This is a genomic window from Streptomyces sp. HUAS MG56 (assembly GCF_058673395.1).
In genome coordinates, this window is record NZ_CM178722.1 from 3287941 (window position 1) to 3303098 (window position 15158).

The window sequence follows — 15158 nt, forward strand, 5'->3', positions numbered from 1 at the left end:
GGGGTCGCCCGGAAGGCGCCCGCGGCCGGAATCAGTTACCCCCGAATGGGCGGAGTTCATATCGAATCGCTCGGAAATGGCACAAATTTGACGCTCGTCAGGCCTTGAATGATCCCTCTTGCTCGCCGGACGCCACGCCGTCCGCCGACCCGGGGAGACACATGGCCCGTGTACGCACTCTTCTCCGTCGCCGCGCCGGTGCCCTCGCCGCGATCACGGCGGCACTCGCCCTCGCGGTGTCCGCGGCCGGCCCCCCGGCCGCGGCCTCGGGCCTGCCCCGGGGGCACGACGTCTCCTCGCACCAGAAGCACGTCGGCTGGAACGCGGCCCGGGACAACGGCGCGCGGTTCGTCTACGTCAAGGCGACCGAGGCGACGAGCTACCGCAACCCCTACTTCGACGAGCAGTACGGCGGCGCCCGCGCGGCGGGCCTGGTGCGGGGGGCGTACCACTTCGCGCTGCCGGACAGCTCCTCCGGCACGGCGCAGGCCCGGTACTTCGTGCGGCACGGCGGCGACTGGCGGGCGGACGGCTGGACCCTGCCGCCCGCGCTCGACGTCGAATACAACCCGTACAGCAAGAAGCGCAAGTGCTACGGGCTGACGAAGAAGCAGATGGTCCGCTGGATCCGGTCCTTCAGCGACGAGGTGAGGAACGAGACCGGGCGCCGTCCGGTGATCTACACCACCGCCCAGTGGTGGAGGCTGTGCACCGGCGACAGCGCCGCGTTCTCGTCCAGCAACCCGCTGTGGATCGCCGGGCACGGCACCTCCGGACCGGGGGCGCTGCCGGGCGGCTGGCAGTACTGGACGTTCTGGCAGCACGCCACCGACGGCGCCCTGCCGGGTGACCAGGATCTCTTCAACGGCTCGGCCGGCCGGCTGCGGACCTTCGCGCGCGGCTGACAGCCATGGGGCGCCGGGGGCGCGGGCGACGGGCGGAGACGAACGGAACCTCATCCGCCCGCCCAGGACACCGCCACGCCCGCCTCAGTTCACCTTCCGTTCATCCAGGTTGCCTACGTTCGTCCAGCCAATGACCTCGAACGATTGCCTGGGTAAATGGAAAGCTTCTCGCTGATCCTCGCGATTGTGGTGGTAACCGCACTCGCGTTTGATTTCACGAACGGTTTCCACGACACCGCCAACGCGATGGCCACCACCATCTCGACAGGCGCCCTGAAGCCCAAGATCGCAGTTGCCATGTCGGCCACCCTGAACCTGGTCGGCGCCTTCCTGTCCGTGGAGGTCGCGAACACGATCTCCAAGGGACTCGTCGACGAGAAGGGCATCCGGCCCGAGGTCATCTTCGCCGCACTGGTCGGCGCGATCCTCTGGAACCTGGTGACCTGGCTGGTGGGCCTCCCGTCCAGTTCCTCGCACGCCCTGATGGGCGGTCTGATCGGCGCCACGATCGCCTCCGCCGGCCTCGGTGCCGTGCACGGCGACGTGCTGGTGACCAAGGTGCTGCTCCCGGCGATCGCCGCGCCGATCGTCGCGGGCCTCGCGGCCATGATCGCCACCCGGCTGTCGTACGGCGTCGACAGCACGACCGAGGGCAGGGCCGAGAGCGAGTCCTCCCGCAAGGGCTATCGCGTCGGCCAGATCGCCTCCGCCGGACTGGTCTCCCTGGCCCACGGCACCAACGACGCCCAGAAGACGATGGGCATCATCACCCTCGCGCTGATCGCGGGCGGCGCCATCGCGCCCGGCTCGAACCCTCCCACCTGGGTGATCCTCTCCGCCGGCCTGGCCATCGCGCTCGGCACCTACATCGGCGGCTGGCGCATCATCCGCACCATGGGCACGGGCCTGACCGACCTGGAGCCGCGCCAGGGCTTCGCCGCCCAGACCAGCGCCGCGACCGCCATCCTGGCCTCCTCCCACCTGGGCTTCTCCCTGTCCACCACGCACGTCGTCTCCGGCGCGGTGATGGGCACCGGCGTCGGCCGCAAGGGCGGTGTGGTCCGCTGGTCCACCGCGACCCGCATGCTGGTCGCCTGGATCCTCACGCTCCCGGCCGCCGCGCTGGTCGGCGCGGGCGCCGAGTCCGTCACGGACCTCGGCGACTGGGGCACCGCCGCGGTCGCCGTCTTCCTGGTCGCGTCCAGCGCCGCGATCTGGAAGATCTCCCGCCGCGAGGTCGTCGACCACACCAACGTCGTCGAGGAGACCGCGGAGCCGGCCGGTGTGGTGACCACCGCCATCGCCGCGGTGGCCCCGCCCCCCTCGGGGACGATCGGCGAGGACCTGACGGCCACGATCCCCGCCCCGGCCGCCACCGAGACCGCGGCCCCCGCCGCCCAGGCCGCTCCCCCGGCCGCCACCGTCTGACCCCGGCCCCCTCGGTTACCAAGGAAGCATCCCCATGAAGATCGACTGGTCGGCCATCGGCTCCGTCTTCGGCGTCAGCCTCGTGTTCACGGTGGGCCTCGTGGTCCTGTTCACCCTCGGCATCAGGGGCCTGACCCGGCGCGAGCGGGCCGCGGCCCAGGGCGACTCCGCCGCCCTCGCCGTCACCGGCGCCTACGTCTGCTTCGCGGCCTGCGCGGCGGCGGTGGCGTACGGCATCGTCCTGATCGTCTCCAAGAGCTGACACAACGACACCGGCGAAGGCTCCCCCGCGTCCTGGACGCGGGGGAGCCTTTGCCGTGCCGGCCGGTCGGTCACGCGCGCCCCGCGATGTGGGGATCGGCACACTCTCCCCGTGCAGGTCAACAGCAAGTTGACGGCCGTTCCGGGCCCGTGGTGGACTGCCGGGGCCATGTACGGCGGCAGGAGAGGAAGCCGGTGCGAATCCGGCGCGGTCCCGCCACTGTCACCGGGGAAGAACCCCCGGGAGCCAGGAACTCTCACCGCCGAATCTCGTCGAACCAGGGCGCGGACACCCTGAGTGAGGACACCGATCGCCATGCCCGGCTGCCGAAGGACCCGTACCAGGCCCGCTCCCGCACCCACGGCCGGCTGAGCCCATGGGTGCCGATCGCTCCTACGCGTACGGCGCCGCCGCCGGCCTCCTCGGTGACCTGCTCCTCGGCGACCCCCGCCGCGGGCATCCGGTCGCCGCGTTCGGGCGGGCGGCCGCTGCCGTGGAAGGCGTGTTGTGGCGCGACCACCGCGGCTGGGGCACGCTGCACACCGTCGTGTGCGCGGGCGGCGCCGTCGCACTCGGTGCGGCCGCCGCACGCGCCGTACGCCCCTGCCCCGCCGCCTCCGCCGCGCTGACCGCCGCCGCCGTCTGGTCCGTCGTGGGCGGCACCTCGCTCGCCCGCGAGGCCCGCACGATCGGCCGGGCGCTGGAGCGCGGGGACGTCGAGGCGGCCCGCGCCCGGCTGCCCCACCTGTGCGGCCGGGACCCCCAGTCGCTGGACGCCGACGGGATCGCCCGGGCCGTGGTCGAGTCCGTCGCCGAGAACACCTCCGACGCCGTCGTGGGCGCCCTGGTCTGGGGCGCCGTGGCCGGGGTGCCGGGGCTGCTCGGCTTCCGGGCCGTCAACACCCTGGACGCGATGGTGGGTCACAGGTCCCCGCGCCACCGCCGCTACGGCTGGGCCTCCGCCCGCCTCGACGACGTGGCCGGCTGGCCGGGGGCCCGGCTGACCGCCGTGCTCGCCGCCGTCGCCGGACCCGACCCGCGCGGTGCCCTGCGCGCCTGGCGGGCCGGCGCCCGCAAGCACCCGAGCCCCAACGCCGGGCCCGTGGAGGCCTCGTTCGCGGGAGCGCTCGGCGTCCGCCTGGGCGGGACGCTCTCCTACGGCGGACGCGTCGAGCACCGGCCCGTGCTGGGCGGGGACACCGGGCGGGCCGTCCGGGTCGCCGACATCGACCGGGCCGCCCGGCTCTCCCGCCGCGTCGGCCTGCTCGCGCTCGGCACGACGGTCGCCGCGCGCCTGATCGTCAGCAGCTTCAAGAGCCCGAAGGGACGTGGGAAGTGAACGGGGGACTCCTCGTCGCCGGCACCACCTCGGACGCCGGCAAGAGCGTCGTGACGGCCGGGATCTGCCGGTGGCTGGTGCGCCAGGGCGTGAAGGTCGCGCCGTTCAAGGCGCAGAACATGTCGCTCAACTCCTTCGTGACCCGGGAGGGCGCGGAGATCGGCCGGGCGCAGGCCATGCAGGCGCAGGCGTGCCGGGTCGAGCCGACCGCGCTGATGAACCCGGTGCTGCTGAAGCCGGGGGGCGAACAGAGCAGCCAGGTCGTGCTGCTGGGCCGGCCGGTGGGCGAGCTGAGCGCACGCGGCTACCACGGCGGGCGGCAGCAGAAGCTGCTCGGCACGGTGCTGGACTGCCTCGCCGAGTTGCGGGGCACGTATGACGCGGTGATCTGTGAGGGGGCGGGCAGCCCGGCCGAGATCAACCTGCGCCGGACCGACATCGTGAACATGGGGATCGCGCGGAACGCGCGACTGCCCGTGCTCGTGGTCGGCGACATTGACCGCGGGGGCGTCTTCGCCTCCTTCTTCGGCACCGTCGCGCTGCTCTCGCCCGAGGACCAGGAGCTGGTCGCCGGATTCCTGGTGAACAAGTTCCGGGGCGATGTCTCGCTGCTGACACCGGGGTTGGACATGCTCCGGAACCTCACCGGGCGGCGCACCTACGGCGTTCTCCCCTTCCGGCACGGCCTCGGCATCGACGAGGAGGACGGCCTGCGCGTGTCGCTGCGCGGCACGGTCCGCGAGTCGGCCGTCGCTCCCCCGGTCGGCGAGGACGTGCTGCGCGTCGCCGTGTGCGCGATCCCGCTGATGTCCAACTTCACGGACGTGGACGCGCTCGCCGCCGAACCGGGCGTCGTGGTGCGGTTCGTGGACCGCCCGGAGGAGCTGGCGGACGCGGACCTCGCGGTGATCCCGGGCACGCGCGGGACCGTACGGGCTCTTCAGTGGCTGCGGGAGCGCGGACTGGCGGAGGCGCTCGTCGCAAGGGCCGCCGAAGGCCGCCCCGTTCTGGGCATCTGCGGCGGCTTCCAGATCCTCGGCGAGCACATCGAGGACGAGGTCGAGAGCCGCGAGGGGCATGTGGCCGGCCTGGGGATCCTGCCCGTACGGGTGCGGTTCGCCCCCGAGAAGACCCTGACCCGGCCGGAAGGGGAGGCCCTCGGCGAGCGGGTCGAGGGGTACGAGATCCACCACGGCGTCGCCTCCATGGAGGGGGGAGAACCCTTCCTCGACGGCTGCCGGGTCGGCCAGACCTGGGGCACCCACTGGCACGGCTCGCTGGAGTCGGACGGCTTCCGGCGGGCCTTCCTGCGCGAGGTGGCCGCCGCCGCGGGCCGCCGCTTCGTGCCCGCGCCGGACACCTCCTTCGCCGCGCTGCGCGAGGAGCAGCTCGACCGGCTCGGCGACCTGATCGAACAGCACGCGGACACGGACGCGCTGTGGCGGCTCATCGAGTCGGGCGCGCCGCAAGGACTGCCTTTCATTCCACCGGGAGCGCCCGCATGAGCACAGTGTTGTTGTTGTCCACCGCCGACACGGACCTGCTGGCGGCCCGGGCCTCCGGCGCGGACTTCCGCATCGGCAACCCGACCCGGGTGGACGTCCGGCAGGAGCTGAAGGGGCTGCTGGACGGCGCGGACCTCGCCGTCGTGCGGCTGCTCGGCGGCAAGCGCGCCTGGGAGGACGGGCTCGCCGCGCTGAAGGCGGCCGGGATCCCGACGGTGCTGCTGGGCGGCGAGGCCGTGCCGGACGCGGAGCTGATGGCCGAGTCCTCGGTGCCGGCCGGTGTGGTCGCGGAGGCGCTGAAGTACCTGGTCGAGGGCGGCCCGGCGAACCTGCTGGAGCTGTCCCGGTTCCTGTCGGACACCGTGCTGCTGACCGGCGAGGGCTTCGAGGAGCCGCACAGGATGCCGGAGTACGGCGTCCACGGCTCGTACGCGGCTCGGGACGGCCAGCCGACCGTGGGCGTGCTCTTCTACCGGGCGCACGAACTGAGCGGCAACACCGCCTTCGTGGACACCCTGTGCGAGGCGATCGAGGCGAAGGGCGCGAACGCCCTGCCGGTGTACTGCGGTTCGCTGCGCGGCGCGGACGCCGGGCTGTACGAGCTGCTGGGCCGGGCCGACGCGCTGGTCGCGACCGTGCTGGCGGCGGGCGGCACGCACGCGTCACAGGCCTCGGCGGGCGGCGACGAGGAGTCCTGGGACATCGGTGCCCTCGCCGACCTGGACATCCCGGTGCTGCAGGGCCTGTGCCTCACCTCGTCGAAGAAGGCCTGGGACGAGTCGGACGCCGCCCTGTCCCCCATGGACGCGGCCATGCAGGTCGCCATCCCGGAGTTCGACGGCCGGCTGATCACCGTGCCCTTCTCCTTCAAGGAGCAGGGTCCGGACGAGGTCCCGGTGTACGTCGCCGACCCCGAGCGGGCCGCGCGGGTGGCCGGGATCGCCCTGCGCCACGCCCGGTTGAAGCACAAGCCGAACGCCGAGAAGAAGGTCGCGCTGGTCTTCACCGCGTACCCGACCAAGCACTCGCGGGTCGGCAACGCGGTCGGTCTGGACACGCCCGCGTCGGCGGTGCGGGTGCTGGACGCGTTGCGGGACGCCGGGTACGGGCTCACCGAATACCCCGACAACGGCGACGAGTTGATCCACCGGCTGATCGAGGCCGGCGGCCATGACGTGGAGTGGCTGACCGAGGAGCAGCTGGCCGCCGCGCCCGCCCGGGTACCGCTGGCGGACTACCGGGCGTGGTTCGAGAAGCTGGACCCGCAGTTGCGGGACGCGATGACCGAGGCGTGGGGCGAGCCGCCGGGCAGCCTGTACGTCGACGGTGAGGACATCGTGCTGGCGTCCCTTCGGTTCGGGAACGTCGTCGTGATGATCCAGCCGCCGCGCGGCTTCGGGGAGAACCCGATCGCGATCTACCACGACCCCGACATGCCGCCCTCGCACCACTACATGGCGGCGTACAGGTGGCTCGAAAACTCGTTCGGCGCGGACGCGATCGTGCACATGGGCAAGCACGGCACGATGGAGTGGCTGCCGGGCAAGGGCCTTGGCCTGAGCGCCGGCTGCGCCCCGGACGCCGTCCTCGGCGATCTCCCCCTCGTCTACCCGTTCATCGTCAACGACCCCGGTGAGGGCACCCAGGCCAAGCGGCGCGGGCACGCCACGGTCGTCGACCACCTGGTGCCGCCGATGGCCCGCGCCGACACCTACGGCGACCTGGCCAAGCTGGAGCAGCTGCTGGACGAGTACGCGCTCGTCTCCGATCTGGACCCGGCCAAGGCCCCGGCCGTGCGGGCCCAGATCTGGACACTGGTCAAGGCGGCCGAGCTGCACCACGACCTGCATGTGGACGAGCAGCCGGACGACGCCGCCTTCGACGAGTTCGTCATGCACATCGACGGCTATCTGTGCGAGATCAAGGACGTGCAGATCCGCGACGGTCTGCACATCCTGGGCGGCGGCCCGGTCGGCGAGCCGCGCGTGAACCTGGTGCTGGCCGTGCTGCGGGCGTCCCAGGTGTGGGGCGGGCAGGCGAACGCCCTGCCGGGCCTCAGGGCCGCGCTGGCGGCACACTTCGGGCTGGTCGAGAAGGAGCTGCTGGCCGAGCCGGGCGCACCGGTGAAGGTGCCGGTGGAGCTGACGGACCTGGCCGAGGGGCCGTCCCGTACGGCCGCCGACACGATCGACCTGCTGGAGCAGCTGTGCCGGGGGATCGCGGAGGGGATGGAGGCGCGGGCGTGGGACCGCGCGGTGGTCCCCGCCGTCCTGCGGGGCGTGCTCGGCACCGAACTCCCGGACGCCGTGCGGGTGTTGGAGTTCGCGTGCGACGAGGTCGTACCCCGGCTCGCGCGCACCACGGACGAGATCGGGCACATCCTGCGGGCGCTGGACGGCGGTTACGTCCCGGCGGGTCCGTCGGGCTCGCCGACCCGTGGCCTCGTGAACGTCCTGCCGACCGGCCGTAACTTCTACTCGGTCGACCCCAAGGCCATTCCGTCCAGGCTGAGTTGGGAGGTCGGCCAGTCGCTGGCCGACTCGCTGGTGCAGCGGTACCTCCAGGACACGGGCGAGTACCCGAAGTCCGTCGGCCTGACGGTCTGGGGCACCTCCGCGATGCGCACCCAGGGCGACGACATCGCCGAGATCCTGGCGCTGCTGGGCTGCCGCCCGGTGTGGGACGACGCCTCGCGCCGGGTGACGGGCTTCGAGATCGTGCCCCCGGCGGAGCTGGGCCGGCCGCGCATCGACGTCACGGTCCGCATCTCCGGCTTCTTCCGGGACGCGTTCCCGCACGTCGTCGGGCTGATCGACGACGCGGTGCGAGCCGTGGCGGAGCTGGACGAGCCCGCCGGGAGCAACTACGTGAAGGCGCACGCCGACGAGGACACCGCCGAGCACGGCGACCGGCGCCGCGCGACGGCCCGCGTCTTCGGCTCGAAGCCGGGCGCGTACGGCGCCGGTCTGCTCCCGCTGATCGACGCCCGCAACTGGCGCTCCGACGCGGACCTCGCGGAGGTGTACGCGGTCTGGGGCGGCTACGCCTACGGGCGCGGGCTGGACGGACGGGCGGCGCGCGGCGACATGGAGACCGCGTTCAGGCGGATCGCGGTAGCGGCGAAGAACGTCGACACCCGCGAGCACGACCTGGTCGACGCGGACGACTACTTCCAGTACCACGGCGGCATGGTCGCCATGGTCCGGCATCTGACCGGCGCCAACCCCGAGGCGTACGTGGGCGATTCGGCCGTACCCGACCAGGTGCGGACGCGGACGCTGGGCGAGGAGACGCACCGCGTCTTCCGGGCCCGGGTGGTCAACCCGCGCTGGATGGCGGCCATGCGCCGGCACGGCTACAAGGGCGCCTTCGAGATGGCGGCGACCGTGGACTACCTGTTCGGCTACGACGCCACGGCCGGCGTGGTGGACGACTGGATGTACGAGAAGCTCAGCGCGGAGTACGTCTTCGACCCGGAGAACCGGGACTTCATGAAGAAGTCCAACCCGTGGGCGCTGCGGGGCATCACCGAGCGGCTCCTGGAGGCCGCGGACCGGGGCCTGTGGGCCGAGCCGGACGCGGACACGCTGGAGCGGCTGCGCGCCACCTATCTGGAGCTGGAAGGCGACCTGGAGGGAGACCAGTGAGCACCCCCTTCCCCTTTACGGCCGTTGTCGGCCAGGACGACCTGCGGCTCGCGCTGCTGCTGAACGCCGTGTCCCCGGCGGTCGGCGGTGTACTGGTGCGCGGCGAGAAGGGCACGGCCAAGTCGACCGCCGTACGCGCCCTTTCGGCGCTGCTGCCCGAGGTGGCCGTCGTCCCCGGCTGCCGGTTCTCCTGCGCCCCGGCGGCACCGGACCCGGACTGCCCCGACGGCCCGCACGAGCCGGCACCGGGTACGGCACGGCCGGCCCGGATGGTCGAGCTGCCCGTCGGCGCCTCCGAGGACCGGCTGGTCGGCGCGCTCGACATCGAGCGGGCCCTCGCGGAGGGCGTGAAGGCGTTCGAGCCGGGCCTGCTGGCCGACGCGCACCGGGGCATCCTGTACGTCGACGAGGTCAACCTCCTCCACGACCACCTGGTCGACCTGCTGCTGGACGCGGCGGCGATGGGTGCCTCGTACGTGGAGCGCGAGGGCGTCTCCGTGCGGCACGCGGCCCGGTTCCTGCTCGTCGGCACGATGAACCCCGAGGAGGGCGAGCTGCGGCCGCAGCTGCTGGACCGGTTCGGGCTGACCGTGGAGGTCGCGGCCTCCCGCGAGCCCGACCAGCGGGTGGAGGTCGTACGGCGCCGGCTGGCGTACGACGACGACCCGGCCGGCTTCGCCGCACGGTGGGCGGACGAGGAGGCCGCGGTCCGCGGGCGGATCGTGGCGGCACGGGAGTTGCTGCCGCAGGTGCGCCTCGGCGACGGCGCGCTGCGGCAGATCGCGGCGACCTGCGCGGCCTTCGAGGTGGACGGCATGCGGGCCGACATCGTGATGGCCCGTACGGCGACCGCGCTGGCCGCGTGGGCCGGGCGGACGGACGTGCTGGCGGAGGACGTACGGCAGGCGGCGCTGCTCGCGCTGCCGCACCGCAGGCGCCGTAATCCCTTCGACGCGCCCGGTCTGGACGAGGACAAGCTCGACGAGACGCTGGAGGAGTTCTCCGGCGAGTCCCCCGAGGACGATCCCGACCCCGACGGTCCCGGTGGGGGCGGTGGCCGGCCTCGGCCCGACTCCGGTCCGCACGGGGACGGGGACACGTCCGCGCGCCCGGAGACGGGTGAGGACGGGGAACCACAGGCGTCCGGGTCGCCCCGGGAGCAGTCGGCCGTACGGGCCGCCGAGCCGTTCCGGACCAAGGTGCTGAGCGTGCCCGGGATCGGCGAGGGTGCCGCCGGGCGGCGCTCGCGGGCGCGCACCGAGCACGGCCGGACCACCGGGTCCCGGCGGCCGCGGGGCGCGCTGACCAAGCTGCACCTGGCCGCCACCGTGCAGGCCGCGGCCCCGTACCAGCGGGCGCGCGGCCGGTCCGGGCCGGGGCTGGTGATCCGCCGGGACGATCTGCGGCAGGCGACGCGGGAGGGGCGCGAGGGCAACCTCGTGCTGTTCGTGGTCGACGCCTCGGGCTCGATGGCGGCGCGGCAGCGGATGGGCGCGGTGAAGGGCGCGGTGCTGTCGCTGCTGCTGGACGCGTATCAGCGGCGGGACAAGGTGGGACTGGTGACGTTCCGGGGGGCGGGAGCGGATGTCGCGCTGCCGCCGACCTCGTCCGTGGACGCGGCCGCCGTACGGCTGGAGTCGCTGCCGACGGGCGGTCGTACGCCGCTGGCGGCCGGGCTGCTCAAGGCGCACGAGGTGCTGCGGGTGGAGCGGCTGCGGGATCCGGCGCGCAGGGCGCTGGTGGTCGTGGTGACCGACGGGCGGGCGACGGGTGGTCCGGAGCCGGTGGCGCTGGCCGGGCGGGCGGCGCGGCTGTTCGCGGCCGAGGGGGTCGCGTCGGTGGTCGTGGACTGCGAGTCGGGGCCGGTGCGGCTCGGGCTCGCCGGGCAGCTCGCAGGTGAGCTGGGCGGTGCGGCCGTCACGCTGGACGAGCTGCGGGCGGACTCGATCGCCGGGCTGGTCAGGGATGTGCAGGGGACGCACGGGACGTCGAGGAGGGCCGCGTAGTGCCACAGGGACAGCCGAGTGTCGTACCGGACGACGGTCTGACGACCCGTCAGCGGCGCAATCGCCCGCTGGTCGTCGTGCACACCGGGGTCGGCAAGGGCAAGTCCACCGCCGCGTTCGGGCTCGCGCTGCGCGCCTGGAACCAGGGGTGGCCGATCGGGGTGTTCCAGTTCGTCAAGTCGGCGAAGTGGAAGGTCGGCGAGGAGAACGCGCTGCGCGTGCTCGGCGCCTCCGGCGAGGGCGGCACCGTCGACTGGCACAAGATGGGCGAGGGCTGGTCGTGGGTCCAGCGCGACGCCCAGATGGACAACGAGGAGAAGGCCCGGGAGGGCTGGGAGCAGGTCAAGCGGGACCTGGCCGCCGAGACGTACCGGCTGTACGTGCTGGACGAGTTCGCGTATCCCATGCACTGGGGCTGGGTGGACACCGACGAGGTCGTGGACGTGCTGCGGAACCGGCCGGGCACCCAGCACGTGGTGATCACCGGGCGGAACGCGCCGGAGAAGCTGGTGGACCTCGCGGATCTCGTCACCGACATGTCCAAGGTCAAGCACCCCATGGACGTGGGGCAGAAGGGCCAGAAGGGCATCGAGTGGTGATGTCGTCGATGCCACGGCTGGTCGTCGCCGCGCCCTCCTCGGGCAGCGGCAAGACCACCGTGGCCACGGGGCTGATGGCCGCGTTCGCCGCGCGGGGGCTCGCCGTGTCCCCGCACAAGGTCGGACCGGACTACATCGACCCCGGGTACCACGCGCTCGCGACCGGCCGGGTCGGGCGGAACCTGGACGCCTATCTGTGCGGGCCGGAGCTGGTCGCTCCGCTGTTCCTGCACGGGGCGCGGGGGTGCGACCTGGCCGTGGTCGAGGGCGTGATGGGGCTGTACGACGGGGCGGCGGGGGAAGGCGAGCTGGCCTCCACCGCCCATGTCGCGAAGCTGCTGCGGGCGCCGGTGGTGCTGGTGGTCGACGCGTCGTCGCAGTCCCGGTCGGTGGCGGCGCTGGTGCACGGGTTCGCTTCGTGGGATCCGGAGGTGCGGGTCGGGGGCGTGATCCTCAACAAGGTCGCCTCCGACCGCCATGAGGAGCTGCTGCGGGAGGCGTTGGACTCGGCCGGTGTGCCGGTGCTGGGTGTGCTGCGGCGGGTTGCCCAGGTGGATACGCCGTCGCGGCATCTGGGACTGGTGCCGGTTGCCGAGCGGCGCGGCGCGGCGGTCGAGGCCGTGGCCGCGATGGCCGCGCAGGTGGCGGCGGGCTGTGACCTGGCGGCGCTGGAGGGGCTTGCCCGGGCTGCCGGAGCCGTACCGGGGGACTCCGCCCCCTGGACCCCCGCCCTGCCCAGCCACGTCCACCCGACTCGCCCGGCTGAGAAGCGGACGCCTGTCGTGGCCGTCGCCGGCGGTCCCGCCTTCACCTTCTCCTACGCCGAGCACACCGAACTCCTCACCGCCGCCGGCGCCGAGGTCGTCACCTTCGACCCGCTGCGGGACGGGCAACTGCCCGAAGGCACCGCCGGGTTGGTGATCGGCGGCGGGTTCCCCGAGGTGTACGCCGGTGAGCTGTCGGCCAACGAGCCGCTGCGGAAGGCCGTGGCGGAACTGGCCCTCGGCGGTGCCCCCGTCGCGGCCGAGTGCGCCGGATTCCTCTACCTCTGCCGGGAGTTGGACGGGCAGCCCATGTGCGGGGTGCTCGATGCCACCGCGCGGATGTCGGAGCGGCTCACCCTCGGCTACCGGGACGCCGTGGCCGTCGGCGACAGTGTGCTGGCCGTCGCCGGGACACGGATGCGGGGACACGAGTTCCATCGCACGGTCGTCGAGCCGGGTGCCGGTGCGGCTCCCGCGTGGGGGGTCAGGACGCCCGTGCGGCGGGTGGAAGGTTTCGTACAGCGGGGCGTGCACGCGAGTTATCTGCACACGCACTGGGCGGCCGAGCCCGGTGTGGCCCATCGGTTCGTGGAGAGGTGCCGGACGTCATGAGCAGCAGGCTGATCGGAGTCGGGGTCGGTCCGGGTGACCCGGAGCTGGTGACGGTCAAGGGGGTCAACGCGCTGCGTGCGGCCGACGTCGTCGTCGTACCCGTCATGGCTGCGCCTGACGGAAGGGACGTGGGCGAGCCGGGCCGCGCCGAGGCGACCGTGTTGCACTACGTGCCCGTCGAGAAGGTCGTCCGGGTGGTGTTCGCGCTGAACGAGCGGACCGACCGGGCGCGCCGGGAGGCGGCCTGGGACGCGGCGGGCGGGCGGGTCGCCGCGCTGCTGAGGGAACACGGTTCCGTCGCCTTCGCCACGATCGGCGATCCCAACGTGTACTCGACGTTCACGTATCTCGCGCAGACCATCGTGGAGCTGGTGCCGGAGGTGGTCGTGGAGACCGTGCCCGGGATCACCGCGATGCAGGATCTCGCGGCGCGCTCGGGTGCGGTGCTGACCGAGGGCACCGAGCCGCTGACCCTCGTACCGGTCACGGCCGGGTCCGCCGTGCTCAAGAACGCGCTGGCCGGGCCGGGAACGGTCGTGGCGTACAAGTTCGGCCGGCAGGCCGCGGAGGTGGCCGAGGCCCTCGCGGAGACCGGGCGGATCGGTGACGCCGTCTGGGGCTCGGCGCTCGGGCTGCCGGAGGAGTCGGTGCGGCCGGCCGCCGAGCTGGGCGCGGAGCCGCTGCCGTACCTCTCCACGCTGATCGCGCCCCCGCGCCGCGACGCCGGCCGAGGCGGCAAACTGTGACCTCTCCGGCCGGCCACCGGCCCGACCACCGACCCTGCGGGGCCAGCCGGATCGGCGGGCCCAGCCGGGCCTGCCGGGCTGTCGGTCGGCAGGCCGCCGGACGCACGGGCGGCTGGGCCGTCGGACACTCGGACAGCCTCGACGTCGGCCACCGTGCCGCCGGACACCCGGTCGGCCCGGCCGACGGGCACTCGGACAGCACGGACGTCGGTGGCCAGGCCGACGAGCACCCGGTCTGCCAAGCCGTCGGCCCTACCGGACACCGGCCCGGCCGAGACCTCGATCACCAGGACGCCGGGCACCCAGTCCGCCAGGCCGACGCACACCCGGTCAACCGGGCCGTCGGTCATCCGGTCAGCCCGAACGTCGCTCACCAGGCCACCGGAAACCCGGCCTGCCAGGCCGACGCGCACCCGGCCGTCCCCGCCGACGGACACCCGGCCGACCCAGCCACCGGACACCCGGTCAACCCGGCAGGCGGTCGGCCGTTCGCACGTCCCGGTGGGGCGGGCGTCGGGTCAGCCGGCGGAGATGCCGACCACCAGCCAGATGAAGGCCGCGCCCGCCACCGTGCACAGCAGGGTGGAGCGCGCCGGGTGCTCGTGGTGGGCCTCGGGCAGGATCTCGGCGGCGGCGAGATACAGCAGCACGCCGCCGAAGAGGCCCAGATAGCCGCCGAGCACCGGTTCGGGGATGTGGACGAAGGCCGTCGACAGCGCGCCCACCAGCGGTGCGCAGGCGTCGGCCACCAGCATCGCCACGGCCCGGCGGCGGGCGTTGCCGTACAGGCTCGTGAGGGTGAAGGTGTTGAAGCCGTCGGCGAAGTCGTGCGCGATCACGGCGAGCGCGACGGCCGCGCCCATGCCGCCGCCCACCTGGAAGGCCGCGCCGATCGCCACGCCGTCCATGGCGCTGTGTCCCACCATCGCGCCGGCCGCCGCCAGGCCCACCTCGGGCGCCCGGTGGTGGTGAGACTCGTCGCCTCCGTGGGCGGCCTGGCGCGCGGCCAGGGTGCGTTCCACCAGATGGGCCAGCAGGAAGCCGGCCACGAAGAGCAGCAGGGCGGCGGGTACGCCGAAGATCTCGCGGTTGGCGGCGTGCAGCGCCTCCGGCAGCAGGTCCAGGCCGACCACGCCCAGCATCAGACCGCCGGCGAGGCCCAGGACCAGGTGCCGACGGTCGGTCACGCGCTGAGCCGTCCAGCCGCCGGCCAGCGTCATCAGGAACGCGCCGAGCGCGACGAAGACCGCCATAGGGACTTGCTATCCGATCGAGGCGCCTTCGCGCACATCCGGCACCTCCCATATCGCCTCACACCCTGACATTTCACTGCTTCTGCTGTGTG

At 73.4% G+C, this 15158-nt stretch carries 11 protein-coding genes and 1 riboswitch; of the genes, 10 read left to right on the plus strand and 1 reads right to left on the minus strand.

Features of this window, described 5'->3' with window-relative positions:
• Window positions 1-161 precede the first annotated feature (161 nt).
• The 10 genes from AC4OXY_RS15660 to cobI all read left to right on the plus strand — a co-directional run bounded on the left by AC4OXY_RS15660 (window position 162) and on the right by cobI (window position 13813).
• Window positions 162-905 carry a lysozyme gene (locus tag AC4OXY_RS15660; RefSeq protein ID WP_356031027.1) on the plus strand — a complete coding sequence of 248 codons (744 nt, stop codon included), beginning with the start codon at window positions 162-164 and terminating at the stop codon, window positions 903-905.
• Window positions 906-1061: 156 nt separating this feature from the next.
• A complete protein-coding gene (locus AC4OXY_RS15665; RefSeq protein WP_491994084.1) occupies window positions 1062-2333 on the plus strand; it encodes an inorganic phosphate transporter in 1272 nt (423 codons plus the stop codon).
• Window positions 2334-2367: 34 nt separating this feature from the next.
• Window positions 2368-2595 (plus strand): hypothetical protein, encoded by a 228-nt coding sequence (locus AC4OXY_RS15670; protein ID WP_356031024.1) that lies wholly within the window; start codon window positions 2368-2370, stop codon window positions 2593-2595.
• Window positions 2596-2731: 136 nt separating this feature from the next.
• A riboswitch (cobalamin riboswitch) is annotated at window positions 2732-2870 on the plus strand.
• Between the two features lie 101 nt (window positions 2871-2971).
• Entirely contained in the window at window positions 2972-3934 is a 963-nt protein-coding gene (locus AC4OXY_RS15675) for a cobalamin biosynthesis protein (protein ID WP_491994085.1), read from the plus strand.
• On the plus strand, window positions 3931-5439 hold the full coding sequence (locus tag AC4OXY_RS15680; RefSeq protein WP_356031021.1) for a cobyric acid synthase: 1509 nt from the start codon (window positions 3931-3933) through the stop codon (window positions 5437-5439). Before AC4OXY_RS15675 ends, AC4OXY_RS15680 begins: the two co-directional genes overlap by 4 nt.
• Window positions 5436-9086 (plus strand): cobaltochelatase subunit CobN, encoded by a 3651-nt coding sequence (cobN, locus tag AC4OXY_RS15685; RefSeq protein ID WP_491994086.1) that lies wholly within the window; start codon window positions 5436-5438, stop codon window positions 9084-9086. Before AC4OXY_RS15680 ends, cobN begins: the two co-directional genes overlap by 4 nt.
• Window positions 9083-11092: a putative cobaltochelatase gene (locus AC4OXY_RS15690; RefSeq protein WP_356031018.1), complete on the plus strand. Its 2010-nt coding sequence runs from the start codon at window positions 9083-9085 to the stop codon at window positions 11090-11092. The genes cobN and AC4OXY_RS15690 overlap by 4 nt, the downstream gene beginning before the upstream one ends.
• Window positions 11092-11691, plus strand: coding sequence for a cob(I)yrinic acid a,c-diamide adenosyltransferase (gene cobO, locus AC4OXY_RS15695; RefSeq protein ID WP_356031017.1), 600 nt, complete (start codon window positions 11092-11094; stop codon window positions 11689-11691). Before AC4OXY_RS15690 ends, cobO begins: the two co-directional genes overlap by 1 nt.
• Window positions 11691-13067, plus strand: coding sequence for a cobyrinic acid a,c-diamide synthase CobB (locus tag AC4OXY_RS15700; RefSeq protein WP_356031016.1), 1377 nt, complete (start codon window positions 11691-11693; stop codon window positions 13065-13067). Before cobO ends, AC4OXY_RS15700 begins: the two co-directional genes overlap by 1 nt.
• Window positions 13064-13813 (plus strand): precorrin-2 C(20)-methyltransferase, encoded by a 750-nt coding sequence (cobI, locus tag AC4OXY_RS15705; protein ID WP_491994087.1) that lies wholly within the window; start codon window positions 13064-13066, stop codon window positions 13811-13813. The genes AC4OXY_RS15700 and cobI overlap by 4 nt, the downstream gene beginning before the upstream one ends.
• A 518-nt stretch (window positions 13814-14331) precedes the next feature.
• On the opposite strand, the gene AC4OXY_RS15710 is transcribed toward cobI, so the two are convergent.
• Complete coding sequence (locus AC4OXY_RS15710) at window positions 14332-15066, minus strand: ZIP family metal transporter (protein ID WP_356031014.1); 735 nt, start codon at window positions 15064-15066, stop codon at window positions 14332-14334.
• Window positions 15067-15158: the final 92 nt, after the last annotated feature.

Coding starts and splice junctions, on each gene's coding strand:
- AC4OXY_RS15700 (WP_356031016.1), top strand. CDS start 11,691: ATGTCGTCGATGCCACGGCTGGTCGTCGCCGCGCCCTCCTCGGGCAGC.
- cobI (WP_491994087.1), top strand. CDS start 13,064: ATGAGCAGCAGGCTGATCGGAGTCGGGGTCGGTCCGGGTGACCCGGAG.
- AC4OXY_RS15710 (WP_356031014.1), bottom strand. CDS start 15,066: ATGGCGGTCTTCGTCGCGCTCGGCGCGTTCCTGATGACGCTGGCCGGC.
- AC4OXY_RS15675 (WP_491994085.1), top strand. CDS start 2,972: ATGGGTGCCGATCGCTCCTACGCGTACGGCGCCGCCGCCGGCCTCCTC.
- AC4OXY_RS15665 (WP_491994084.1), top strand. CDS start 1,062: ATGGAAAGCTTCTCGCTGATCCTCGCGATTGTGGTGGTAACCGCACTC.
- AC4OXY_RS15670 (WP_356031024.1), top strand. CDS start 2,368: ATGAAGATCGACTGGTCGGCCATCGGCTCCGTCTTCGGCGTCAGCCTC.
- cobN (WP_491994086.1), top strand. CDS start 5,436: ATGAGCACAGTGTTGTTGTTGTCCACCGCCGACACGGACCTGCTGGCG.
- AC4OXY_RS15660 (WP_356031027.1), top strand. CDS start 162: ATGGCCCGTGTACGCACTCTTCTCCGTCGCCGCGCCGGTGCCCTCGCC.